The organism is Bacillus sp. FSL R9-9530 (genome assembly GCF_038008145.1).
Classification (GTDB): domain Bacteria; phylum Bacillota; class Bacilli; order Bacillales; family Bacillaceae_G; genus Bacillus_A; species Bacillus_A mycoides.
The window spans coordinates 2974892-2999777 of sequence record NZ_JBBOYO010000001.1; the positions used below are offsets into that span (position 1 = coordinate 2974892).

Annotated in this window: 26 protein-coding genes and 1 pseudogene; 11 read left to right on the forward strand and 16 right to left on the reverse strand. The window is 36.9% G+C overall.

The window, feature by feature from the left end; translation table 11 throughout:
* Window positions 1-38: 38 nt before the first annotated feature.
* Both pssA and MKX66_RS15015 read right to left on the reverse strand, forming a co-directional pair.
* Complete coding sequence (gene pssA / locus MKX66_RS15010; RefSeq protein ID WP_044440278.1) at window positions 39-572, reverse strand: CDP-diacylglycerol--serine O-phosphatidyltransferase; 534 nt, start codon at window positions 570-572, stop codon at window positions 39-41.
* 45 nt (window positions 573-617) lie between these two features.
* On the reverse strand, window positions 618-1076 hold the full coding sequence (locus MKX66_RS15015; RefSeq protein ID WP_107888114.1) for a MarR family transcriptional regulator: 459 nt from the start codon (window positions 1074-1076) through the stop codon (window positions 618-620).
* A gap of 519 nt (window positions 1077-1595) precedes the next feature.
* Between MKX66_RS15015 and MKX66_RS15020 the strand changes: the two genes are divergently transcribed.
* Window positions 1596-2144: a DUF4352 domain-containing protein gene (locus tag MKX66_RS15020; RefSeq protein ID WP_341086540.1), complete on the forward strand. Its 549-nt coding sequence runs from the start codon at window positions 1596-1598 to the stop codon at window positions 2142-2144.
* Window positions 2145-2271: 127 nt separating this feature from the next.
* On the opposite strand, the gene MKX66_RS15025 is transcribed toward MKX66_RS15020, so the two are convergent.
* The gene (locus MKX66_RS15025; RefSeq protein ID WP_002140614.1) at window positions 2272-2508 is read right to left on the reverse strand and encodes a hypothetical protein; all 237 of its coding nucleotides are present in this window, start codon (window positions 2506-2508) and stop codon (window positions 2272-2274) included.
* A gap of 200 nt (window positions 2509-2708) precedes the next feature.
* Between MKX66_RS15025 and MKX66_RS15030 the strand changes: the two genes are divergently transcribed.
* The 5 genes from MKX66_RS15030 to MKX66_RS15050 all read left to right on the forward strand — a co-directional run bounded on the left by MKX66_RS15030 (window position 2709) and on the right by MKX66_RS15050 (window position 4968).
* Window positions 2709-2855, forward strand: coding sequence for a YjcZ family sporulation protein (locus MKX66_RS15030; protein WP_000540380.1), 147 nt, complete (start codon window positions 2709-2711; stop codon window positions 2853-2855).
* A 289-nt stretch (window positions 2856-3144) separates the two neighbouring features.
* On the forward strand, window positions 3145-3486 hold the full coding sequence (locus MKX66_RS15035) for a PadR family transcriptional regulator (RefSeq protein WP_002087269.1): 342 nt from the start codon (window positions 3145-3147) through the stop codon (window positions 3484-3486).
* Entirely contained in the window at window positions 3479-3961 is a 483-nt protein-coding gene (locus tag MKX66_RS15040) for a hypothetical protein (protein WP_002140612.1), read from the forward strand. The genes MKX66_RS15035 and MKX66_RS15040 overlap by 8 nt, the downstream gene beginning before the upstream one ends.
* Entirely contained in the window at window positions 3958-4485 is a 528-nt protein-coding gene (locus MKX66_RS15045; RefSeq protein WP_341086541.1) for a permease, read from the forward strand. The genes MKX66_RS15040 and MKX66_RS15045 overlap by 4 nt, the downstream gene beginning before the upstream one ends.
* Before the next feature lie 282 nt (window positions 4486-4767).
* Entirely contained in the window at window positions 4768-4968 is a 201-nt protein-coding gene (locus MKX66_RS15050; protein WP_151304818.1) for a hypothetical protein, read from the forward strand.
* Between the two features lie 128 nt (window positions 4969-5096).
* On the opposite strand, the gene MKX66_RS15055 is transcribed toward MKX66_RS15050, so the two are convergent.
* Window positions 5097-6572 (reverse strand): MDR family MFS transporter, encoded by a 1476-nt coding sequence (locus MKX66_RS15055; RefSeq protein WP_341086547.1) that lies wholly within the window; start codon window positions 6570-6572, stop codon window positions 5097-5099.
* A 142-nt stretch (window positions 6573-6714) separates the two neighbouring features.
* On the opposite strand from MKX66_RS15055, the gene MKX66_RS15060 reads away from it, so the two are divergent.
* Window positions 6715-7290, forward strand: a complete 576-nt coding sequence (locus MKX66_RS15060) for a TetR/AcrR family transcriptional regulator (protein ID WP_341086549.1) — start codon at window positions 6715-6717, stop codon at window positions 7288-7290.
* Between the two features lie 93 nt (window positions 7291-7383).
* Here the strand turns inward: MKX66_RS15060 and MKX66_RS15065 are convergent, their stop codons facing one another.
* Window positions 7384-8814, reverse strand: coding sequence for a YfcC family protein (locus tag MKX66_RS15065; RefSeq protein WP_341086551.1), 1431 nt, complete (start codon window positions 8812-8814; stop codon window positions 7384-7386).
* A 152-nt stretch (window positions 8815-8966) separates the two neighbouring features.
* Window positions 8967-9725: a gamma-glutamyl-gamma-aminobutyrate hydrolase family protein gene (locus MKX66_RS15070; protein ID WP_341086553.1), complete on the reverse strand. Its 759-nt coding sequence runs from the start codon at window positions 9723-9725 to the stop codon at window positions 8967-8969.
* 327 nt (window positions 9726-10052) lie between these two features.
* On the opposite strand from MKX66_RS15070, the gene MKX66_RS15075 reads away from it, so the two are divergent.
* On the forward strand, window positions 10053-12086 hold the full coding sequence (locus tag MKX66_RS15075) for a sigma 54-interacting transcriptional regulator (RefSeq protein ID WP_341086554.1): 2034 nt from the start codon (window positions 10053-10055) through the stop codon (window positions 12084-12086).
* Window positions 12087-12167: 81 nt separating this feature from the next.
* On the opposite strand, the gene MKX66_RS15080 is transcribed toward MKX66_RS15075, so the two are convergent.
* From MKX66_RS15080 to MKX66_RS15090, 3 genes are all read right to left on the reverse strand, one after another.
* Window positions 12168-12824 carry an SDR family oxidoreductase gene (locus tag MKX66_RS15080; protein WP_341086556.1) on the reverse strand — a complete coding sequence of 219 codons (657 nt, stop codon included), beginning with the start codon at window positions 12822-12824 and terminating at the stop codon, window positions 12168-12170.
* Window positions 12825-12893: 69 nt separating this feature from the next.
* Window positions 12894-13802, reverse strand: coding sequence for an alpha/beta hydrolase (locus MKX66_RS15085; protein ID WP_341086559.1), 909 nt, complete (start codon window positions 13800-13802; stop codon window positions 12894-12896).
* A 47-nt stretch (window positions 13803-13849) separates the two neighbouring features.
* Window positions 13850-14983 (reverse strand): NADH-dependent flavin oxidoreductase, encoded by a 1134-nt coding sequence (locus tag MKX66_RS15090; protein WP_341086561.1) that lies wholly within the window; start codon window positions 14981-14983, stop codon window positions 13850-13852.
* A 285-nt stretch (window positions 14984-15268) separates the two neighbouring features.
* Between MKX66_RS15090 and MKX66_RS15095 the strand changes: the two genes are divergently transcribed.
* The 3 genes from MKX66_RS15095 to MKX66_RS15105 all read left to right on the forward strand — a co-directional run bounded on the left by MKX66_RS15095 (window position 15269) and on the right by MKX66_RS15105 (window position 18576).
* The gene (locus MKX66_RS15095) at window positions 15269-15814 is read left to right on the forward strand and encodes a TetR/AcrR family transcriptional regulator (protein WP_341086563.1); all 546 of its coding nucleotides are present in this window, start codon (window positions 15269-15271) and stop codon (window positions 15812-15814) included.
* A gap of 171 nt (window positions 15815-15985) precedes the next feature.
* Window positions 15986-16873, forward strand: a complete 888-nt coding sequence (locus MKX66_RS15100) for a DMT family transporter (protein ID WP_341086564.1) — start codon at window positions 15986-15988, stop codon at window positions 16871-16873.
* Between the two features lie 323 nt (window positions 16874-17196).
* A complete protein-coding gene (locus MKX66_RS15105; protein ID WP_341086565.1) occupies window positions 17197-18576 on the forward strand; it encodes an aldehyde dehydrogenase in 1380 nt (459 codons plus the stop codon).
* 233 nt (window positions 18577-18809) lie between these two features.
* On the opposite strand, the gene MKX66_RS15110 is transcribed toward MKX66_RS15105, so the two are convergent.
* The 7 genes and pseudogenes from MKX66_RS15110 to MKX66_RS15140 form a co-directional block, all read right to left on the reverse strand.
* The gene (locus MKX66_RS15110; protein WP_341086567.1) at window positions 18810-18950 is read right to left on the reverse strand and encodes a hypothetical protein; all 141 of its coding nucleotides are present in this window, start codon (window positions 18948-18950) and stop codon (window positions 18810-18812) included.
* Window positions 18951-18971: 21 nt separating this feature from the next.
* Window positions 18972-19205: a DnaB-like helicase C-terminal domain-containing protein gene (locus tag MKX66_RS15115; RefSeq protein ID WP_445662212.1), complete on the reverse strand. Its 234-nt coding sequence runs from the start codon at window positions 19203-19205 to the stop codon at window positions 18972-18974.
* Window positions 19206-19212: 7 nt separating this feature from the next.
* Window positions 19213-19830, reverse strand: a complete 618-nt coding sequence (locus MKX66_RS15120) for a hypothetical protein (RefSeq protein ID WP_341086571.1) — start codon at window positions 19828-19830, stop codon at window positions 19213-19215.
* Window positions 19831-19979: 149 nt separating this feature from the next.
* Window positions 19980-21179: an FAD-dependent monooxygenase gene (locus tag MKX66_RS15125; protein WP_341086572.1), complete on the reverse strand. Its 1200-nt coding sequence runs from the start codon at window positions 21177-21179 to the stop codon at window positions 19980-19982.
* Between the two features lie 519 nt (window positions 21180-21698).
* Window positions 21699-22988 (reverse strand): replicative DNA helicase, encoded by a 1290-nt coding sequence (gene dnaB, locus MKX66_RS15130; RefSeq protein WP_341086573.1) that lies wholly within the window; start codon window positions 22986-22988, stop codon window positions 21699-21701.
* Entirely contained in the window at window positions 22985-23845 is an 861-nt protein-coding gene (locus MKX66_RS15135; protein WP_341086574.1) for a DnaD domain-containing protein, read from the reverse strand. The genes dnaB and MKX66_RS15135 overlap by 4 nt, the downstream gene beginning before the upstream one ends.
* A 197-nt stretch (window positions 23846-24042) precedes the next feature.
* Window positions 24043-24368: pseudogene (locus tag MKX66_RS15140) on the reverse strand (nucleoside triphosphate pyrophosphohydrolase).
* Window positions 24369-24886 lie beyond the last annotated feature (518 nt).

Consider the following 24886-nt stretch of genomic DNA (forward strand, 5'->3'; position numbering starts at 1 on the left):
CTGTACCCCTTTATCTTTCTCATTGTACTTACGTATCATCAATTCCATCTTTCAGACTTCAAGCTTTCCGATATATCTTTTTTAAAATGAGGAAATTTCATTTTACTCACCATTAAATAAGCGAGTATACATGTGCCAAACGCCACAGAAACTGGATTATTCAAAAAGCATAAAATAAGGAGACACATTGCCGCAAATGGAATGGGCATTCCGATAAACGTTGGGAGTTTGCTTTGTTGTGTGTTAAATCTAGCAAGCCGCAGCATTCCGCAAATACTGTAAGCAAGCGCACATAACATCCCGATAAACTGTAAATCTTTTAAAGAGACACTATATGCAAGAATAGACGGTGCCACACCAAAGGTAACTAAATCCGCAAATGAGTCTAACTCTCCACCTATTTCCGAAACAGAATCAAGTTTCCGAGCGACCATGCCATCAAAAAAATCAAATAGCATTCCTGTAATAATAAAAACTGCTCCCAAATACATATCGTGAACGAGGATAGCGAAAATGGCCAAAAGCCCACATACAAAATTTGCTATCGTAATCATATTTGGTATGTAACTCATAACACGCTTCTCCTCCTCTCACCCATCCACTTCATATAGATTTTCTTACTCATTCGGATTAATGTCCTTCTGTTTTTCTTCCAATATAACTTTATTTATTTTCGTTAACGTCTCAGTCATTTGCTCTAAGGCTTCGATATCAATTTTAGAAAAATATTTCTCAATTAGTACATCATCTAATTCAGATAACCGATCTATATACTTACTACCATTTGGACCAAGTGTAAGGAAATACTCCCGTTTATTATTAGGGTTTATTTGTTTCGAAATCATCTTCTGTTTTTCCAATTTCGATAAAACTTGGCTCACAGCACTTTTCGATATATTAAAAGTACTCGCAATGTTATTTGCTGTCGTGTTTTCATTTAAATTGATATAAAATAGCATGCTCTCTTGCTGCCCTGTAAGACCGAACTCATCCTTTAACTCCTGAAATAGTAAAATGTAGAAGTCATTGTAGGCTCGATTCATTTCATTAATTACTTCTTTATACGATCTAGTCATAGCATTCTTCCTCCAGTCATGCTGTTATTTCGTTTCGTAATATAGTTTAGTTAACTTAACTAAACTATATTATACCTTTATGTTCGTGTAAAGGGAAATATAGCTCCATACTTTTCTACACAATTTGTGTAAATTATGAAATAAGGTATGCTCATTTACCTTGTCTACTGCTTTTAATGGATCAAATCCCAACATAATATACAACATCTCGCATTCCAAATAACAAAACGTACCCATTATTTAAATTCCATATAGACCCATTACTGGTTAAAATGTTATAATTAAACCATCTTACATAGTTACTCATGTTCAGGATGAGTAACTAACGTCTTATTAAGTAATGCGCATAACTTAAATAAACAAGACACTGCAAAGTGTCTTGTTTATTTGCATCAAGTTTCCTTTTTATCCCAAAACCAATATAATAAAATGCAACATTTAATACATATAAAGAAAAATACAGATTTATTAAATCATTATGGCACCCATGAAAGTACTTTTATTTCGGAGGAACAAACTATGAACAAAAAGTTAGTAACATCATTATTATGTAGCACATTCTTATTTGGATTATCAGCTTGCAGTTCACATGATACATCTAGCAGTAACACGAAAAACGAACAGGAGACTTCTAAAGAAACAAAAAATGATGAACTTAGCAACAAGGATTCTCAAAAGGAACTTCCCACCCATGGAGATTCTTCTGATGTATACATATCAATACGCTCTGCCGATTCATTAGATGTTATAGGTAATGGAGAAGTTAAAGCACAAGGTGTATTTAAAGTATTAGACGTCGCAGTTTATAATCGTCAAGAGGAACCCATTACACTAAATATCAATAACTTTAAATTAATTGACGGAACCGGAAGAGAATATCACATTTCTAATGAATCTCAATTAGTACTTAAAGCTGCAAATACTGCTACATTTAAATTTGGTGTTCTTAATCCTAATGAAAATTCGGAAGGGAACATTGTATTCGATGTTCCGAAAAATACGCAAGGATTAACTTTGAAAATTAATGGAGATATGCTGGGTGAAGGGATCGAGTTAAAGGTGGAATAGTCAAAGAAAATACAAACCACCTATCACAACTTATACTAACATAACAAAAAGTACAGCCTCTGTATTAACTACAGTAGACTGTACTTTTTCATTTGTGATTTTGTATAACTCACTATAACAGGATTCCTTAGTTCTTTTGAGAAGATGCTCTCCAATCACGAAAAGATGTTGGAAACCCAGAATGTCCACGTTGCTTTGTAACAACTGGTTTCTCTTGAAGAGTAGTTGATTTCTCTTCAGGAATAGTTGGTTTTTCTTCAAGAATACTCAAAGCTGTTTGCATTTTCTCCAGCTGTTCTTTTAAAGCTTGCTGCTCAATCTTTAAATCCGTAAGTAAACGTAATATCATCTCAGAATTAGCCATAACGATCTCCTTTCCCCCAATGCACAGAATAAAATACCATATGTAATAAGCGGAATACTCGTGACAAAAATACGCTCGTCAACTCTTTTAAAATACCGAGTACTTTTATTTTTTCAAAAGGACCTGCTCAAGTTTATCCGTAAAAACATAAAGTGATATAAATCCATTAATATATGGACTTTATGGAAGGAGGAGTTAATATGGGCTATGGTGGTAGTTGTGGAGGCTATGGTGGTAGTTGTGGTGGAGGCTGTGGTTTTGGCGGTGGATTCGCCTTACTTGTTGTGCTCTTTATCTTATTAATCATCGTTGGAGCTAGCTGTTGGGGCGGCGGATTCGGCTGCTAATAAGAGGCACTCTTGAGAGTGTCTTTTTTTTATTTCTCAATATAGGGCTAACATATATATGTTACTATCAAAAGGCGAGATTCCCTAAGCGTAATATAGTAGTTTACCAACTATGAAAGCCACTGTCACAAGAAAACAGTAGGCTTTTATTTTGTTATTTAACAAGATTAAAACATGAATTGCCATTTCCCCTCAGTAACATTTTTAAATTGACATAGCACTTCATGCACCATATACTGTTAACAACAGTATACTGTCATTAACAGTATATATTCTAGGAGGTATATTCATGAAGCATACAGGAAGACATACAGGTGCATTTCTTTTGTTATTTTTAGCAGAAGGTGATAACTATGGCGGACAGCTACTTCAGAAATGTGAAGAAGAACTTCCGGTCAATCCAATCGATAGTGCCATCCTTTACCGCACGCTGAAGAAATTAGAAAACGAAGGCGCTATTGAATCTTATGTAAGTACATCCGTTCCAGATAAGCCGAGAAAGATGTACAAAATTACTATAGCCGGAAAAGAACAATTAGCGGATTTTCAAATGGATATTGAGGAAAAAATGAAAAACTTATCATTTTTCTTAGACAAATATAAAGACTTAAAGGAATCTAATCATGATTAATGGCGCTATCCTTTACACTTTGGCCATTATTCTTACGGGAATTTCTTTTATGAAGGATCGGAATAAAACGAAAGCTGCCCTATTAAAATCATGGAAAATATTTCAAAACCTTCTCCCTGCCATGCTCTCCATTATGCTTTTCGTTGGACTATCACTTTCTATCTTAACGCCGTCCTTCATCTCTTCCATCATTGGAGAACAGTCTGGATTTTTAGGCATTATTTATTCAGCACTACTCGGATCTGTGGCACTTATCCCAAGCTTTATCGTGTTCCCACTTGGTAATACGTTAGTACAGCACGGCGCAGGTCTTCCTCAAGTTGCGGCACTCATGTCTACACTAATGTCAGTAGGAATTACAACCTTGCCTATGGAACAAAAGATATTCGGACGAAGCTTTGCTTACGCACGTAATGCATCTGCATTACTCATGTCACTCCTATTCTCATATATCATTTGGGTGGTGATGGTATGAAGGAACTAAAAAGATATCGCTTCTTTTTCATTTTGCTGATTGGACTTATCATTCTAACTTTTATAAACCAATCTTTAGGATGGAGCGCATTACAATTAACGGGGAATAGCATTTTAGATATGTTGTTTCTACTCCCCCCTGTCCTAATATTTGTAGGGTTACTTGATCAATGGGTGAAGAAAGAAACTCTCATGAAATATATGGGTAAAAATTCCGGCATATACGGAATCTTATTCTCTCTATTATTAGGCGGCATTGCAGCTGGTCCCCTCTATGTTGCCTTTCCAATTGCAGCACTACTATTAAAAAAAGGTGCCAGCATTAGGTACATCGTATTTTTCTTAGGTGTTTGGACAACTGCGAAATTACCAATTATCGTGTATGAATTTTCTTCATTTGGAGCTACCTTTACGCTCATTCATATTGGTTTCGGGCTAGTATTCTTTTATGTAATGGGGCTTATTTTTGAGAGGTTTTATGATCAGGGACAGTTGCTAAGGTATGATGTTACGGAAGAAATGTAAGATTAACAAACATTGGATAACAGACGCAGAAGATCGAACTTTTATTGTGGAAAAAGATGAACCAACATTAACAACCTGTTACCCTTTTAACTACATTGGTGCCCCCAGATCGATATTACTACTACTTAAAAGGAGCTGTCCCACGAGTCATCTTTTGACTATATGACAACTCCTTTTTATTTTAGAAACATTACCACAACCTAAACTCGATACAGTATACTAACTGTATAACACAGAAAATTCCATGTATTTACTTTTTAATATTTTTTGGAGGGGATTATCTTGAGTAAAAACATGAATCTACTTCTTCAAATAGGAATTGGAATTATAATCATGATCACGCCCATTATCATCACAGGGTTGATGTATGATGGATCGACAGCAATGGGTAACTTATTAGTTGCAGAGTTTATAATGAGAATACTATCGCTTATTATCGGCCTTTTAGTCATTAGTAAAGCTTTACATCGTTATTCTCAATAGTTATTCATACTCAAAAAGGAAAGACATTGCACATACCATTCTTCAGTATTAAGATATCCAAAACAAGTGTTACGAAAGAAATATAAAAAGACACCTTTCCTAGAAAAGATGTCTTTTTTATTTGAAGCTTAATTCCCGTTCTGTAAAACCCTCGCTGTCTTTACTCCCTTTTTCTCTTCTTTTAAGAACAACGATACGATAAAAGCAATAACGATAAAGATTAACCCTAGTGTAAATGCACCTTGGAATCCAGATGTTAAACCATTTAACTTCTCTACTGGATCCATTGGATTTGCTGAGCTTTCCATATACTTAGTTGTTCCTGAAGACATTTTCGAAATAAAGATAGCTGTACCAATTGCGCCAGCTACTTGCTGTAACGTATTAAACAGTGCTGTTCCGTGCGGATATAAATCTGGTGTTAATTGATTTAATCCATATGTTTGTGCTGTCATTACAAACATGAGCCCGACCATTAATACGCTATGCATGACAATAATTTGTACCATTGATGTATCAGGAGTAATGCCTTTAAATAAGAACATTGCAATACCTACTAACACAATACCGGGAACGATAACAACTTTCGGACTAAATTTATCAAATAGTTTACCTGCGATTGGTCCCATTATGGCGCTAATAATACTTCCTGGAAGCATTATTAGTCCTGATTTAAATGCTGTAACGAGTAAAACTGTTTGTAGGAACATCGGCAATAAAGTCATCGTTGAAAATAACGACATCATCACAATGACGATTAATCCAACTGATATTGTAAACATCGGCACTTTAAATGCTCGTAATTCTAAAATTGGATTCTCAATTTTTAATTGTCGAACGACAAAAATACATAATGAGATAAGCCCAACAATTAAAGTGCCATACACTTTCGCATCGGACCACCCTAAATCACCTGATGCACTAAAGCTATACACAAACCCGCCAAATCCTAATGTCGATAAAAGGATAGATGGATAATCTACTTTTGGCCTTGTTAACTCTGAAACATTTTGAATGTATTTCATCCCAATCATAATTGAAATGATCACGATAGGAATAACAATATAGAATAACCAGCGCCAATTTAATGAATCCACAATTACTCCAGATAATGTAGGACCAATTGCTGGAGCTGCCATCATCACAAGTGCGATTAATCCCATCGTGGCACCGCGCTTTTCAGGTGGACAAATAAGTAAAATCGTATTCATTAATAACGGTGAAATTAACCCCGTCGCTACAGCTTGGACGATACGGCCGATTAATAAAATGGAAAATGTCGGTGCAAATCCCGCAATTAATGTACCGACTAAAAACGTTACCATAGCGATCAAAAACATTTGTCTCGTTGTGAGCCATTGCTGAAGTAACGCTGTAATCGGGACTAAAACCCCAACCACCAACATGTAAGCTGTAGAAAGCCATTGAATCGTTGAAGCTGTTACGTCAAATTCTTTCATTAATACAGTTAACGCATTACCAAGTAATGTTTCGTTTAATAATGCAACCATTGCCCCTAAAAGTAATGCAATTAAAATCGGGGTATGTTTCATATTAGAAGTATCAACTTTGCCACTTGCAGGGCTCTTAGTTGTTATATTCATTTGCAAATTCTCCTCCTGTTTCTTACTTAAAAAGCTTTAAATACAACGGAACACATGTAATATAATATACATATGTAGATTAAAAAGGGAGAATCAATTTTCAGCCATTGTATATTTAATCTACAAAAAAGGAGAATTGTAGATGAATGATAATGAAAAACAACTTGATTTACGTATTAGACGTACACATAAATTACTATGGGATTCCTTATTTGAATTAATGACGCAATCAAAACAGAAATATAGTACTATCACGATTAACCAAATATGTGACCGTGCGATGGTACACCGAACAACCTTTTATAAACACTTCGAAGATAAAGATGCTTTATTAGCATTTGGATTTAAACGATACAGCAAGATGATTGCGGGAATACCGGTTTCAGATCGATTAAGTAAACCATTTCAAGTAATGGAACAATTTCTACATCATGAAGAAATCGGTAAAATATTAGAAACGCAAATGTCTGATGAACAATTTATTAGCCGGACACAGTATTTAAGTCACGAAACGAGAAAACAAGAAATAGAAGCGTTAAATCAACTGTGTAAAAATCATACGATGTCCAATGATTTAATCATTGAATTTTATTCAGGGGCAATCACCTCATTAAGCACATGGTGGTTTAAAAATGAAAGAAGCGTTTCTGCTGCTGAAATGGATAGGTATCTCCATCAACTTATTAACCGGGATATTTTTCAGTTTGAAAAGGAATAACTTCACCATCAAAAAAACGCCTATATGAAATAGGCGTTTTTTTTGTACATACTACATACCGAGTCTCTTCAATTTTATATTTATGTATATTTATTAAGACGGACCATAACCAATAAGATGAGCAATTATAACTGCTATTAAACCGATTGAGTATTCAATTAGAATTAAAGGAAGAATCCACCTTGCCCACCTTGTCCATGAAATTCCTGCAATTGCTAATCCAGCCATTAGCGTACCACCTGTCGGAAAAATAATATTTCCAATACCATCCGCGAATGAAAAGGATAATACTGCTGTTTGGCGTGTAATGTCCAATAAATCTGCAAGTGGCGCCATGATAGGCATTGTCAACATTGCATGACCACTACCTGATGCTAAAATAAAATGAATAGCTACTTGGAAGTTGTACATTCCAACAACACTTAAAAAAGGAGACACATGTTTCATTTCTTCCGATACTTGATAAAGTAATGGATCTATAATATGCCCTTGATTCAATACAACTAAAATAGCGCGTGATACGCCAATAATTAATGCGCCGCCGATTAAAGATGCCGATCCTTGTGTAAAAGATTCTACAGTATCATCAAGAGATATCTTGCCAAGGATTGCAATGATTATAGTTAAAATAATAAATAAGGCTGCAATTTCTTTTATATACCACTCGTACTTAATAACACCGAATACAAGAATAATATAATTGATTAAAAAGGCCGTTAATATCCATTTATGTCTTTTTGTTAACTTTACTTTCGCTGTTAATAGACTGTCTGGATTGTTTGTATCGAATTTTCCGTAAATTCCGCTTGCAGGATCCCTCTTCACTTTCATAGCATGACGATAGACGAATGTAACAGCAATTACATATATGATTACGAATAAAACTAGGCGGAACCCCATCCCCGAATACATAGGAAGACCTGCTATCCCTTGCGCAAGCCCAACTGTAAACGGATTCATAATTGCCGTTGTAAATCCAACGGACGCTCCTACTAGTACCATCGCGGTTCCTGTTATCGTATCAAATCCAACCGCAAGAGCTAGCGGGATAAATAGAGGTACATACACTAAAGCTTCCTCAGCCATCCCCATTAATGACCCGCCAAGTGCAAAGAACAGCATAATAATAGGAATCATTAACTTTTCACGGTTAGCAAGTTTTTTTGCCATCGTTGAAACAAGAGCCTCAACCGTACCAGATGCCTTTAATACACCAAAAAACCCTCCGATAATAAGAATAAAAAAGATAATATTAGCAGCTTCTACCATCCCTGTAGGAATAGATTTTACCGTATCAAAAAATCCAAGTGGCGTTGATTCAATCCATTTAAATGAATTTGGATCTACTGTTGTATACCCATTTTTTTCAATCTGTTCATATTTTCCGGCCGGCAATATATGTGTAATAACAGCCGCAATAACTAACAAGACAAGTAACATTGCAAATACGTTTATTTTCCATTCTTTTTTTTCCTTTTTTTCTTCTGGCTCGAATGAAACTGCCTTTTCTGATACTTGACTCATATACCAATCCCCTTTGCAATAGAATGAAACTTTAATCATTGGGGGTTTTGTTCATCCCCCAATGATTATTACTTTTACAAGCAGCCGGCAGTCTGGTTGTCCCACTACCATGACGTACCAAGCTCTCCATCAATTCTTTTATTTATAACACGCTAGGATTTAACTACCTTTTTACTAATTTCATTTACAAATTGATTAAATAAACGTTGCTGTAGAGCATCCTTTTCCGACATCATTTCTGGATGCCATTGAACCGCTGCTACATAACGATGAGCTTTGGATTCAATAGCCTCTATCACACCATCAAAGGACCATGCGCTCGCCTCAAAATCTTTCCCTAATGTTTTCACTGCTTGATGGTGAAAAGAATTAACCATTAAAGATTTTTGGCCAATAGCCTCATAAATTTTTCCCTCTTCCAGAAGATCTACAGAATGAGAGCCTTGCCATTTACGGAACTGTTCTCGAACATGGAAATATTCTGGCCCCATCTCGTGCTCTAAGTCTTGATAAAGAGTTCCACCAGCTGCAACATTTAACACTTGTAATCCTCGGCAAATTCCTAAAATAGGAATATCTTTTTCTAAAGCCTGCTTTGCCAGATTTAATTCAAAATTATCTCGTTCTTCCTCTACAGTACCTATATATGCTTTTGGAGTATCACCGTAATAAATTGGATTGATGTCCGCGCCACCAGCCAATAACAATCCATCTAATTGATTAAGTGTGGACTCAATTTGATCAACTTCCTCAATTGGAAGTAGAACAACCGTTGCACCTGCTCGTTGAATGGAACGAATGTAGTCATAAGAAAAGATAGCCATATCTTGACCTGGTAGCCCTCGTAAGCCCTCCTTCCCTATTTCACTATGATCAATATAATACCCCGTAACACCAATTAGTGGTTTCATTTTCTCTCACCTCATAATTTAAATGGTTTCGTTGTCTTTCTCTGTTGAAATTGTATACTCTTAACCTCCCTTTTCTAACAAGTGGTAAAGAATTAAATATGTAAATTACGACTCTACTCATTTCATTATTTCTTTACACACCATTGATACAAGCAAATATCGTGCCAACATTAAAATTAAAGTGATTATTTACATATTTTTAAATATTTTGTCGCTTTATCGGTGTTTACTGTGTTGAAATGTATTATAATTGGTTATTAATTGACTACATAATCACCAATTAATAACCAACTTTAGACCAATTACATTCAACTAAAGAGGTGTTCTATGAACAAATTTGAAAACAACCACATTGTATTGATCACCGTTTTAAAAGAAACACGAAAAGCCCTACATCAACAACTAACGGAGATGGTAGGTGATCTCATAGATATCGAAAGTTTTTCTGTAGAAGAAAGCATTCCAAAAGTATTTCATTCTACATTAATTGTGTTACCGAATACATTTACGATAGAAACGGTGAAAGACTTTATTGGGGAAAACTGCGAAGTAATAATAGCAAAACGAACATTAAATTATGAAAACGTGGACCAGCTTTTATTTTTACCAGAAGGAACACAAGCCCTATATGTGAATGATAATCATGAAACAGTATACGAATCAATTGAAACGATGCGTCAATTAGGGCTGAACCACATTGAATATGTCCCATACTATCCTGGAAAAACGAATATACAAATGATCAAGCTCGCAATTACACCTGGCGAACTTGAAATTATCCCTGACTTTGTAGAAAAAGTAATTAATATTGGCCATAGATTAATAGATATTACTACAATCATGTCCATTCTAGATCGATTCCATTTAATGGAGGAATCAGGTAACCACGTTTCTGAAAGATACTATCGAAAAATTGTAGATTTAACAAAGAATTTGGCTAAAGCTCATCGACAACTTCATCAAGTTATTGATGGTGTTGGGGATGGAATACTAGCTATTGATTATGAAGGAAGAATTGTTGTCTTTAATGAATTCTTGGAAAGCATGCTGAAAATAAAAAGCAAACATGCTATCGGTCATCCGATTGATGCCATTATTGATAATATTGATTTAGTAAACTTCATCCTTTCAAATAAGCAACAAGAAAGCGGAATATTTGTTGTAAACGGCTTGGATGTAATAGTGGAACGTCTACATATAAATGATCAATCAATTATTGTTACTTTTAGAAATGCCCTTAAGACCATCGGGTTTGAACGGAAATTAAGAAAAGAATTTATCAAAAAAGGTTATGTAGCAAAATACAATTTTCATAATATCGTTGGCATTAGCTCTCCGATCCAAGACACGAAACAAATTGCAAAAAGATTAGCTAAGACGGATTTAACTGTATTAATTGAGGGTGAAAGTGGTACCGGAAAAGAGTTATTTGCAAGTGCTATTCATAACGCTTCCCAGCGACATAGCGGCCCTTTTCTTGCTGTTAACTTCAGTGCTTTATCGGATGATTTAGTCGAGAGTGAATTATTTGGTTATGAAGACGGAGCGTTTACCGGAGCAAAAAAAGGCGGGAAAATGGGATTATTTGAACAAGCAAATGGCGGCACTATTTTTTTAGATGAGATTGGAGATATTAGCCTGAAACTTCAAGCACGACTCCTTCGAGTATTGCAGGAAAAAGAGATTATGCGTGTTGGCGGAAGCCAAATTATCCCGATAGATGTTCGAATTATTGCCGCAACCAATAAAGATCTACTGAAAATGATTCAAGAAAATGTGTTTAGAGAGGACTTATACCATAGGCTTAAAGTACTCTTTATACACCTTCCCGAATTAAGGGCGCGCCGAAATGACATTGAATTATTGGCTAAACATTTTGTTGCACTATCGGACCCTAAAGTCAAAATTGAACAAGAATTAATTGAAGAACTTCAAGGATATCCCTGGTACGGAAATGTAAGAGAACTTAAAAATACGATAGATTATATGCTTGCTGTCCGTACCGGAAACCAAATAACAAAAAATGATTTACCTAATCAACATTATTTCCAAAAGCCTCCACATCAGAAAACAGATAGCGACCAAGCCGAGAGTATAACAACCTTTTCTACAAGTCCAAACGCTCTTGATCAAGAATCACTTTTCATCCTTACCCTCATCATGAATTATGAAGAAAAAGGAAAAACAATCGGAAGAAGAATTATTTCTGAAAAGAGCCAAGAAGTCGCAATAAATTTATCTGAGGCACAGGTTAGACATCGGTTGAACTTCCTGAAAATGAAAGGATATCTGGAAATAAAAAGAGGTAGAGCAGGGATTCATTTAACAAGAACAGGGTTGGAGATTGTACGTAATCTTTGATTACTTATCATCGGTGTTATTGCCCATACAATCTCAAAATACCACATTACAACTCTAATGTGGTATTTTGAGATGGGAGTTTTACTGCCCGTTACTGCCGGATAAAAAGGCTGGTTTATCGCCATCTGTATTCGGTTTGTTTACACCTAAGTTTCCGCCAACGTGTAAATCAGGTGACTGTGCTAATTTCACGACGAAAGCTGCAACACTTTTACGTGACACTTCCGTTCCTTTATACGGATCACCTTTTGCCGTAATTTCATATTCCACTTCATCATAATCCGTTAACCATGCTGGTCGTAATACGGTGTATGCAAGATTTGAAGACTCGATTACATCAACAGCTTTTCGGTACGGTCCTAAATATTGACCAATCGTACGGTTATTCCATTTCCCGAACTCTCCTGGCACTTCATCATAAATGCCAAGTGAACTAATGAAAATAAGACGTTTCACTTCCGTCTCTTCCATCGCATTCACAACCGTTTTCGCCTGCTCTTCTAAATCATCACCAGCTAAATTTGCATACACTACATCTTGATTTACCATCGCTTCTTGTAATGTTTCACGATTTAAAACGTCACCTTCCACAATGCGTACGCGATCAGAAGCGTATTGCTGTACTCGATCTGCATTTCGTAAATATAGAGTTAACTTTGCATCCGTTTCATTTAAAAATATATCAATTGCGTTGCGTGCAATTTGTCCGTTCGCTCCAAGAATTAATACGTTCGTCATATTCATAACTCCCTTTCCTATTTGTTATGAGGCAGTAGAAAATGTTTCTACTGCCTCGTGAGAATCAAATTACAAATGCTTACGAAGAAACTCCGTTGCCTTCACTACAGCTTGATCCACATACTCGGGAATATCGTACAGATCAAAGTGGGATCCACCTTCCAGAATGACTAATTCTTTCGGTTCGTTCGCTAATTCATACGCTTCTTTACTTTGCCAAAGTGTCCCTGCTTTACTTCCTGCAACTAATAGAAGTGGTTGTGTTAATAAAGAGCTCATTTTTTCATCAATTGCCGTAAACGCTAAAATTTTATCAAAGCTTGAAAACAGCAATTTATTTACTGAATTCGGATGCTGCGCTCTAGCTGTTCTGTAATATTCATATCCTTCAGCTGTTTCCGAATCTGTATTTTCATCAATTTCATGCGGCACGTAAGAAAGATACATCGGTTCCGCCCCATTCGCTTCAGCGGTACGTTGTTTTGCAACTGCATCAAGCGTCTCAATTGCATTCGATATTGGAGCCTCTCCATTCCAACCTTCGCGGAACGTTCTTCCCATATCTGCTGCGCTAATTCCTACAACCGCTTTAATACGACGTTCTGTTTGTGCTGTGCGTATCGCATAACCACCACCAGCACAAATACCAACTACACCAATTCGCTCTGGATCAACGAAAGAAAGTGTCGTTACATAATCTACCGCTGCTCGCACATCTTCTACTCTAGATGTTGGATCGTCAAGATAGCGAGGTAGCCCTTCACTTTCCCCTTGATAAGCCGCATCAAATGCTAATGCAACATATCCTTCATCCGCTAACTTCTGAGCGTAAAGGCCCGCTGTTTGTTCTTTCACTCCACCAGCCGGATGTAAAACGATAAGAACTGGGTATTTCTTGCTATCATCCATTTCGTTTGGTACATGCAGATTACCAGCCATGTTCAAATTATATTTTTTAAAATTTACTTGCTTTTTCATATGAATCTCTCCATTTCATAGTCGTTTTTATTGATACATTTTCATAATTAATCTTCGATGTTAAACCATGGTCCTGAAGCTTGAATGACATTCCACAGCTTTTCTGGAAGCTCCAGTTCACTTACTGTTGATTTCTTAATAGCAGTTTTTATTTCATCTTCTTTTCCGCCTTGCACTTTCTCTACCCAATCTGGATTCATAATTAACCCGTGGCCAATTGCCGCAAGTGTGATTCCTTTTTCTAGCGCTAACGAAGCATCCTCTGGCATTACCATAGAACCAGCTGCCATTAACGGAATTCTGCCATTTACATGCTCCGCAATTAACTCAAGGTACGTTTTCTCGTCCTGACTATCCACTGGTTTTGCAGTAAGGGCACGTGCTAATGAAGCGTGAACGTAATCAATATTTGCTTCGATTAGATGATCGATTAACTCATGCGTATCTTTCATTCTTAAAGCACCTTCTTGCGGTTCATCAGGTGAAAATCTATAACCTAATGCGAACGGCTTCTTCGCGTGCTTTTTAATAACGGATTGAATTTCACGAACGACTGCTAGCGGGAAACGTAAACGATTTTCTAAAGAACCGCCCCACTCATCTTCACGTCTATTAAAGAATGGTGATAAGAAGTTTTGTAGTAAAAACCCGTGTGCGCCGTGAATTTCAACGCCGTCAAACCCAGCTTCGATTGCTCTTCGCGTCGTTTCTCCAAAATCACGAATCACTTCTAAAATTTCATCGTGCGAAAGTTCTCTCGGTAATACAGATGGTGCAAACGGAGAAGCTTCTGTTTCTAAAGCACTTGCACTCACTACATCCCCGCCCGGTGTGAAATCAGGTAACGCTTTGTTCCCTGCATGGAAAATTTGAAGAATAGCTGGAGCTCCGCCGCTCTTAGCCGCATCCGCTAATTTGCGTAAACTTGGAATAAACATATCATCATAACCTGCGAACTCATGTGTAAAACCAATCCCGTTCGCCTGTACGTGTGTACATCCCGTAATCACAAGCCCGACTCCGTTCGCTCTCTTTTTGTAATACGTTACTTCTTCATCTGAAATCGTATAATCATCATTACCAGCCCAAGTTGTCATCGGCGCCATCACGACTTTATTTTTCAGAGTAACGCCAGATTTAAATGTAAATGCTTCAAATAAGTTGTTATATTTCGGGTTCATAATTGACCTCTTTCTCGTTGTTTTTCATATATAAAATTGTCATTATTTTGTTATTGGTTCTTTTGAAAAAAGTTGCTTAGAGCACGAAATGTGGCCGCTATCCCCCTCTTTCATTAAGAAATGATACTCGGAAGAATTAATGCACGTTGATGTATTATCTCTCCCGTGTGTATAATATAAAATGAAAAAGAGATGTTTTCAAACGTCAATTTTAGTGAATTCACGCATTAATACACACATCCATAAAAATTGTGTATTAACTACGCAGAAAGTTTGGTGAAGACAATGGAAAAAGTCGATAGAAGGATTATTAAATCCAAGGAAGCAATCAAAAACGCTTTTATTGAACTCATGGCCGAAAAGGGATTTGATAAAATTACAGTAAAGGACATTTGCACCACGGCAGACGTCGGAAACAGAACGTTCTACCTTCACTACCTCGATAAATATGATTTACTCGACAAACTCGTTGTAGAACGTATCGAAGCACTAAAAACATTGTGTGCTCCTCTCCACGATTTAAGCTTTAGAGAAGCTTGCATCGCTTGGTTCGAAAACATGGAACAGCACTACTTCTTCTTCTCAACGATGCTAGCGGGAAAAGGAGCTTCCGCTTTCCGCAAACACTTCTTCGACTACATCATCGAGCAAATAAAAGATGACATAGATGTTAAAGAAGGTGTAAACAAAGGATTTAGTGAAGACATGATCATCACATTCTTCGGCTACGCTATCGTAGGAGTCGTGGAGACATACTTTATGAAAGGGCTTCCTGATCCGCCGGAAGTTGTCGCGGAGCAACTCGGATTATTATTAGATCGGAACTTTTAAATGAAAAGAGGCTATTGTATAAACCGATTAAACCGGATTATACAATAGCCTCTTTCTTTTGGAATAAAACGTCGATAAATTTAAGTTACAAATATTCAGAATTGATATTAAAATAAAGAATGGGGATAGGGGTATGGGATTATAAAATTTATACATAACGAGGGAATAGAAATGAAACTACAATTAAAAGCGGATTTAGGGCTACTACTTGTTACATTCTTCTGGGGTGCATCCATCTTACTTACGAAGGTTGGACTTGAAGGTATAGAAGAATACAACTTAATCGCATTACGATTTATTATCGCCTTTCTTTTATCAGGTTTAATATTTTACAAACATTTATTCAAAGTCGATTTTAAAACTGTAAAATATGCATTTATACTCGCTTCTGTCTTATTTATCGTTTACATTTTCGCGACTTTCGGCACAAAGTACACAAGTGTTTCTAATGCTGGCTTCTTACTATGTCTCACAGTCATTTTCATTCCGATACTATCAGCTATAATTTTAAAACACATTCCAGAAAAGAAAGTTATAGTAGGAATCATTTTAACGATAATAGGAATCGGCTTATTAACATTAACGAGCGAATTCAAGATCGGTAACGGCGATATATTTTGCATACTGTCTGCCTTATTTTATGCCATTCACGTCATCATCACTGGCAGCGTAACAAAACATGTAAACTCCATTGCACTTGGAGTCATACAACTCGGCTTCGTTGGCCTATTTAGTCTTATTTTTTCATTCATTATCGAAACGCCAAAACTGCCTAGCACAACCAACTCATGGCTCATCATCTTAGCCTTAAGCATATTTTGCACCGCAGTTGCATTCATCGTGCAAGTTATCGCCCAGCAATACACGACGCCTACACATACAGGACTTATCTTCTCATTAGAACCTGTCTTTTCCGCAGGCTTCGCTTTCGTTTTCACAGGTGAAACACTTACTGGGAAAGGATACTTAGGCGCGACACTTATATTAGTAAGTGTGTTGATTGCTGAGGTTGATTTTAAAGGGTTGTTGCGGGTTAGTTATAAGAAGAATATGGAGTAGAGATTTTACTAAAATAAATAACTACACATCCACATTGAGAGAATTCGTTTGTATTATTTTATTCTCTTAATCTACGTGAATATCGGTCTCTTAAAAGAGTATTTAGGTGACTGAAACATACTGTGCTCTGCCTTTTATTCAGCAACAGGAATTCTACTTCCTGTTGCTGATGTTAGTTTAGAATAAAGTTTGCTGAAAAATCATGCCCCCCCCTATTTTTCAGCAAACGGATGCATTAGTAAATATGATATGTGAATGAAATGCTTCATACAATCGATGAATATGGTACGTGAATATTTTCTTACTATTGGAGGGATTTCCTAATGGTTGATGATATACAACAACTTATTCAAGAACATAGACAATTTTTCCATCATGATCATACAAGAAGTCTTCAATTTCGGCTGAAACAGTTAGAAAAGCTAAAAAATTCTATTCAAAAATATGAAAGTCAAGTACTGAGCGCATTATATCAAGATTTACACAAAAGCGAGTTTGAAGCATACGCTGCAGAAGTTGGTTTCGCATTTAACAGTATCAATTTTATAATGAAGCACCTAAAACAGTGGATGAAACCTCAAAAAGTAAAAACACCTATTCATTTTGCCCCATCCAAAAGCTATATAATAAAAGAGCCATATGGTACCGTGCTAATTATTGGACCTTTTAATTATCCATTCCAATCATTAATTGAACCTCTCATTGGGGCAATTGCAGCAGGAAATTGTGTAGTTCTCAAGCCTTCAGAAAATGCACCAAATGTTTCAGCTGTAATGAACAAAATAATAAGTGAAACGTTTGATAAGCAATACATTCGTGTAATTGAAGGAGGCAGAGAAATAACTTCTTTATTGATTCATGCACCTTTTGACCACATCTTTTTTACTGGGAGCATTCAAGTTGGAAAAATTGTCATGGAAGCTGCAGCGAAAAATCTTGTACCAGTAACATTAGAACTTGGTGGAAAAGGACCAGCTATTGTCGATGAAACTGCTAACCTCGATATAGCAGCCAAGCGCATTATCTGGGGAAAATTCATAAATGCTGGCCAATCCTGTATTGCACCTGATTATGTTATTGCCCACAAATCTATTAAGGCAAAACTAATTTCGAAAATGAAAGAAATCATTACAGACTTTTATGGATCAGATGTATTAAAAAGCAATGATTATGGTCGAATTGTTAATGAGAAACAATTCGATAGACTTATTTCTATATTAGAGCAAGACAAAAATTATATAGTATTTGGTGGAAATTCATCTAGAAGCCATTTATATATTGAACCAACACTTCTTGAAGTAAAATCATGGGATGATGCAGCTATGAAAGAAGAAATTTTTGGGCCCATTTTACCAATTATGGATTACAATGATTTAGATGAAGTCATTCATACGATTAACGCCCATCCCAAGCCGTTAGCTTTGTATGTATTTACTGAAAATAAAAATGTTGAAAAGCAGGTATTAGGACGAATTTCTTTTGGCGGAGGATGCGTCAACGATACAATGTCACATATGGCTAATATCCACTTACCTTTTGGCGGAGTAGGAACTGCAGGATTTGGCTCCTATCATGGGAAACATAGTTTTGATGCTTTTACACATCATAAAAGCATTTTAAAGAAAAGCTCAAGGATAGAGCTAGGTTTTTTATTTCCACCATATAGGAACAAAATTAAAATTTTGCGAAAGATTTTTAAGTAATACGATGTGTTACATATTAATGTTGATATGAAAGAAGCAATAATAAAGGGAATCCAGTAGAATGGATTCCCTTTGCCTTGTAATAACCTAATCCATTTTTCAGCGATGGTTCTTCCTGCTTTAAACGTGATGGGGATACGCGTTAACAATGTTATAGCTTATACAAATATGGATGGAGTGCTTTATTTTATCCCGCTATTTTCCAGGCAGTAAGACCCCCACTGATTAAAGTTTCACTTTATCTCTGCATCAGAACCGCTAAAGAAAATGAAAATAACATACAAATTTTCTGTCTTAAGATCTATATTTCCTCCAATTATTAAACGAACAATCTTTCCTTTCATAATTGAAGCCACTTCTACTCCGTTCCTCAAAGCACAAGCTTCTCCCTCCCACTAATTCACCCTCTCCACAAACCGCCCAAACTCCTTCAAAAACCTCAGCTTCAAACTCCCCACAGGTCCATTCCGATGCTTCGCCACATGAATCTCTGTCATCTCTTTCTGCATCGTTTCCTTATCATAATAATCTTCACGATACATAAGCATAATGACATCCGCATCTTGCTCAATTTGTCCCGTCTCTCTTAGATCAAATAAAAGAGGTGTCACCTTATAACTATGTGACACCTCTTTTTTAAACATTTAATGTAGAATTTTTATTTTTAGATTTTAAATGTATTTTCCTTACAATTGTCGTTATTATCTTCATGAACAATAGGGGAATAATAGCTGCGTATATAATATATATGATTCCATATTTAATAATAACCCCTAATCCATCCGTATCTCTCATTATAAAAGTGACGTAATCTACATTTTCAAACAGTTCAATAACATTTGTAAATAACCTAGTGGCTAGAGCTAAACACCCTAAATAAAATAAAAAATTAATAAATCTAGAATTACCTTTCGTTACACACAAGAGTACAAATGATAAAACAAAGCCTATATAAATATATGTAGCGTATTCAACTGCGTACGCAATAACAAGAAATCCACCGATGAAAAAAGCGATTAAACCGCCTATTAAAATAGCTAAAAACAAAAGGAATGTTCCTTGTCCAGTAGGTATTGGAATCCCTACTGAATGAGTATCATTTTGATTTGATGCTAAATCCCATGTATCACTATCAGAATCTAGTGTATATCCTCTGTCGTATAACTTATTTTCTGCATCTCGACTTGCACGTGTATTCCCCTCATAATATAACCGTTCCAGTTCTTCATCTGACTTATTCGAATAATCTCCCATAAACTTCCCCCTATCCAATAATTTTTTCATTTTATTATCTCATTTATATTTATTAATTTTTCAGTCTTTTAACCAGAAACAGTTATTACAATCAATCTCGTGCGGTAATATAAATCATGGAGACAAAGCTCTTTTCTTACATATTCATATCAATAGTCTTTTAGCTCGATCCCGTTAGCGGCTTTCGCTACCATTTTCGAGATTAGCTTAAACTGGAAGACCATAAGGATTGGTACTCGTAACATAAAATTGCGCAGAAAGATTTTAAAGCTCGATTTTTCAACCATGCTCCCAGCAGCTAGTTTCCCTATTTTTTGATTCTTCTCAACAAACCTTCTCATCTCTTGCTCATAAGCAACATAGGCACGGGAATGATCACCACTCGCGTTTTTGAGTTCGCCTGCTAATACATAAGCTCCGACAAGCGCTAGACTAGCACCTTGCCCTGATAGAGGTGATGGACCATACGCCGCATCACCTACCAATGTAATTCGACCTTTTGACCATGTTGGCATGTGAATTTGACAAATCTCATCAAAGTAAAAGTCATCTGCCTCTTTCATAGTTTTAAGTATGTGTGAAGTTTCCCAGTCTTCTGTATGGCCTACAAAGGCATTTTCTACAAGTTTTCTTTGAGATTCTTCATCATAGCGGTGGTACTCCAGTGCCTCTGATTGGAACAGGAGCATACCTTTTGCCTCTGTATTACCACGAGCGCTATACATACCCACAGTTTTGCCTGGCATTGTATAAAGCATTACGCGGTGGTCAAGGTTGAGGTAATTCTCGAGAGTAAAAATCGAAATATAACAGCCAAGTGTATGTTTAAACTGTGCCTCATCACCAAAAGTAAGGGACCTCACATTAGAATGCAGCCCGTCCGCACCGATGACCAAATCAAACGTCTGTGGCTTTTCATGAATAAATTGGACTTCGACACCTGCTTCAGTTTCATGTATAGCAGTAATTGACTCACTCCAAATGTATTTAATTGTATCCTTAGTTAAATCGTACAAAATATTAATCAAATCATCACGCATGATTTCGATGTCCACACCATGCTGGTTCGCTACACTTGCTTCACTTAATTGACCTTCAACATCACCTTTGCTGTTCACGAAGTACACACCGGTCATGTTTGTATCAGCTGCACGGACTTGATCGAGTATACCCATCTGTCCAAGCACCGTAACAGCTGCACCACGGACATCAACCCCGTATCCACCAGAGCGCAATGCAGGTGCGCGTTCTACTACAGTCACGTCGAAACCATAACGATGAAGCCAGTAAGCCAGTGCCGGACCGGTAATGCTCGCACCAGAAATAAGGACGCGTATCGCTTTTTTCATAATTACTTATTCACTCCTATCCTAATGAAAGTCTTAACATACCCTCCAGTATATTCACCGCAACAAAATAATAGGTATTGAACTATTCACCAAATAACTCGCTTGCTGAAAAAGTAAAAATCCTGCCTATCAATATAGGACATTTGATCAAACTTTATTACAAATTATTAATATCTAAAACATAAAACGCCATAAAAAATAAAAGGTGATACATCTTAGTTATGCATCACCTTTGTAATTCTTGTTCAACAATCCGGACCGTAATCAAGGATATCATACCACCAACAATCATATGAAGTGCTCAAGAATTCATACCCTGTTTTAAATGCGTTTCTCCCCCCTGTTATCCCATACAAAAATATAATGCTTTCTTTCACAAATATGAAACCCATTTTTATTCCATATACTAACTTAATATTTTTATACACTTATATACTAAAGAGCTTTTAAATCAAAAAATTTGCGTATTAAACATAATAATTTTTTCATATAAAAAATAGTCGGCTATTTTCCCAACACCTAATTCCCCTTCTCCACAAACCGACCAAACTCCTTCATAAACCTCAGCTTAAAACTCCCCACAGGCCCATTCCGGTGCTTCGCCACATGAATCTCCGTCATCTCTTTCTGCTTCGTTTCCTTATCGTAATAATCTTCGCGATACATAAGCATAATGACATCCGCATCTTGCTCAATTTGTCCTGTCTCTCTTAAATCAGATAAAAGAGGTCGCTTATCTTGTCGTGCTTCTACGGAACGAGACAATTGCGATAATGCTACTACACAAACATTTAGTTCACGTGCTAATACCTTAAGCTTACGCGAAATTTCACTAATCTCTTGAAATCGATTGCCCTTATGCTTCGGATCACCCGTAATAAGCTGCAAGTAATCTACAATAACTAAAATCTTTTTATCCCCATGCTTCCTCTTTAACTTACGAGTTTGCATCCAAATATCTTGCACTGAAATGCCTGCGTTATCGTAAATCTCAAATGGTAATTCACCAATCGCCGCAAACGCCTTACTCACCTTTTCCCAGTCCTCTATCGCAAAACGATGCTTCGGATTTTTCAGCCTACCTCCTGATACTTCCCCTACGCAAGACGCCATCCTTTTCAACAATTGCTTACTACTCATCTCTAATGAAAACAATCCAACCGCCGCTCCAGACTTCGCTGCATGCAGTCCAACATTTAGCGCAAACGCAGTCTTCCCCATAGAAGGACGCGCACCAAGGACGACAAAATCACCTTCCTGCAATCCGCACGTCATTTTATTTAACGATGTATAACCAGTCTCAATACCAGTAATCTCTTTCGCATCTTGATGTAGCTCTTCATATAAATCAACTAACGCATCCTTCAAATCAAACTCACATACACAGTCCTTCTCCTCTAACTCACAAAGTGCCGTAATCGTCTCACCAATAATTTTCTCACTCTTCTCCGCAATAAGACGCTCTCCCATCTTGTGCCCGAGAACACCCGCCTGATACATTTTCCAGGCACCTCGAACAAGCCCCTCATAATAAGGGAAGTTGGCAGTTGTAGGCACACCATCCATTAACCCTATAAAATACTCCATCCCCCCGATCCCCTCTAAAAACTTCGGATCTACCCTAGAAATGAACGTCACAAGATCAATCGGTTGCCCCTCTTCTTCCATTTTTCGCATTAACTGAAATATAGACTTATGCACTGACAAAGAAAAATACTGCTCCGTCAAACGGCACTCCTTAATAAGCTCTCCATCAAGTAATAGAGAACCTAACACCGTCTTTTCCGCCTCCACATTTTGAATACTCATGGCCGCCACCCGCGCTCCGCTAAAAAGCGCTGCAACTCTTCCTCAGATGGCGCATTCTTCTCCCACTCCTCACACCTCGCCAAAAACTCCTCCGTCTCCCCCGTACTAACAGACGACTCCTTCTTCCTAAAGCTCGCCGTATCCGCCTCGACCTCAGATACTTTCGTAAATCCTTTCCCATGCCACCCTCTCAAAATCCCCTTCACATAAGCAACCGTCCGCTTATTATTCTCAAACGCAATTTGAAGAGCCTTCAGCACAAGCTCCTCTGACAAATCTTCCATCCACGCACTCAGTTCCTCCACAGTATGCGGAGACAAACTCCCAAAATGTTGCTCATAAAAAGAAAACACGCGACTTCCCGTTTCTTCCTCTATAACCTCTTCTTCCCCTGTCTCCTCGCAAACTGGATCAACATTATCCACAGCTAAATCACTCGGCATACCGAAATGCGCTAAAAGCATCGGAACATTCAGCTCCTCCTCTACGCACTTCTGAAGAAACATATGTACAAACTCCTTATTCTTCACACCCTTCAGCTCACGAAGCACACACTTCTCCACATTCGTATTCGTCACCGGATTATAACGAAGCCAATTTAAAACGAATAACTCTCTCGTATCCGCATCATAAAGAATCTTCCCATAATCAATGAAGCGCTGCACAAGCTTATCAACAGTCTCCCGATTATAACCCGTCTCCATCTCAGCTAACCGCTTCGGAAAAGGAAAAATCCCACACTGCGTCGTCTTCGAACAAGTTAACAAGTAAACATAAAAATACCGCTCCTCCGGCGTCAAATCCAAAACAAAATCATCCTGCCAAAAATTCACCTGCACATTACGGTATACCGCCATCCTAATTCCTCCCGTCCTAATTCAAAAATGAAAATTCCCTCTTTGTACTATATATAGGAAGGAGGGCCGGGTTTTTGGCGTGTTATTTCAAAATTTTTTTCGACTCCTACTACGGTGTTTGTTGGTGTTTTTGTTTTGTTATGTTTTTTCTTAGTGATTTACTACTTGGTAGGGGCTTGTAAGGGGCTTAGGAGGGGCTATTTATCGGTTACTTCAATTAGAAACACTCGATCTGAGAAGCTACCTCTTTCTTCTGCTTTCTTTTTACGGATGTTGTTGATTTCTTCTAGTGTTGGGCCTTCGTGTTCGGCTAGGGCGTTGATTAGTTCTAGGAGGTCGGATAGTTCTTCTAGTTTATCGGGTTTTGTTTTGCTTCGATGTATTCTGTTATTTCTTCTTCTGTTTTCTTGCAGATTTCTTTTATGTATTCGTCTTCGTGTAGGATTCTTGTTGTTGGTGTTTTTCCGTTGGATTTTATTATTTGTGGGATTTTGTTCCGGATTAGTTTGTTGTAGGTTGGCATGTGGTTTCCTCCGTTGGTTTTTCCTCGATTATAATAATGTTTGTTTATTGAAATTTCCAAGCTTATATTCATAATAAATATTAACTAGCATGCGGAACTGCTGCATTGATGATTATTATTGTAAAAATCAGTTGTAAGTTTTAACATACTCCTTACAGATCTATTTACACGACCATCGAAAAACAAAAAGAGGGCGTTCCATCTATAGACTAACCTCTTTTTCATTAAATATATATTTTTAAAATTTGAACATCAAATCAAAATTTTTCTGCAAAATGTATAATCCGCAACCTATTCCTCCTAATAATAAGTATAATATTGATAATTTAATATTAGATTATCAATATTATACACTGAAAACTGTTGTATTTTATAAATCTGATTAACCGAATTTCCAAAGTGTTCTTATTAATAATAAATACAAAATCCTTGAAATAAATAAAAACGACATACCTATTAAAGCATGCCGTTTAACTTTAGTTTGTAGTTATTTTTGCTGCATTTCTTATATATCAAAA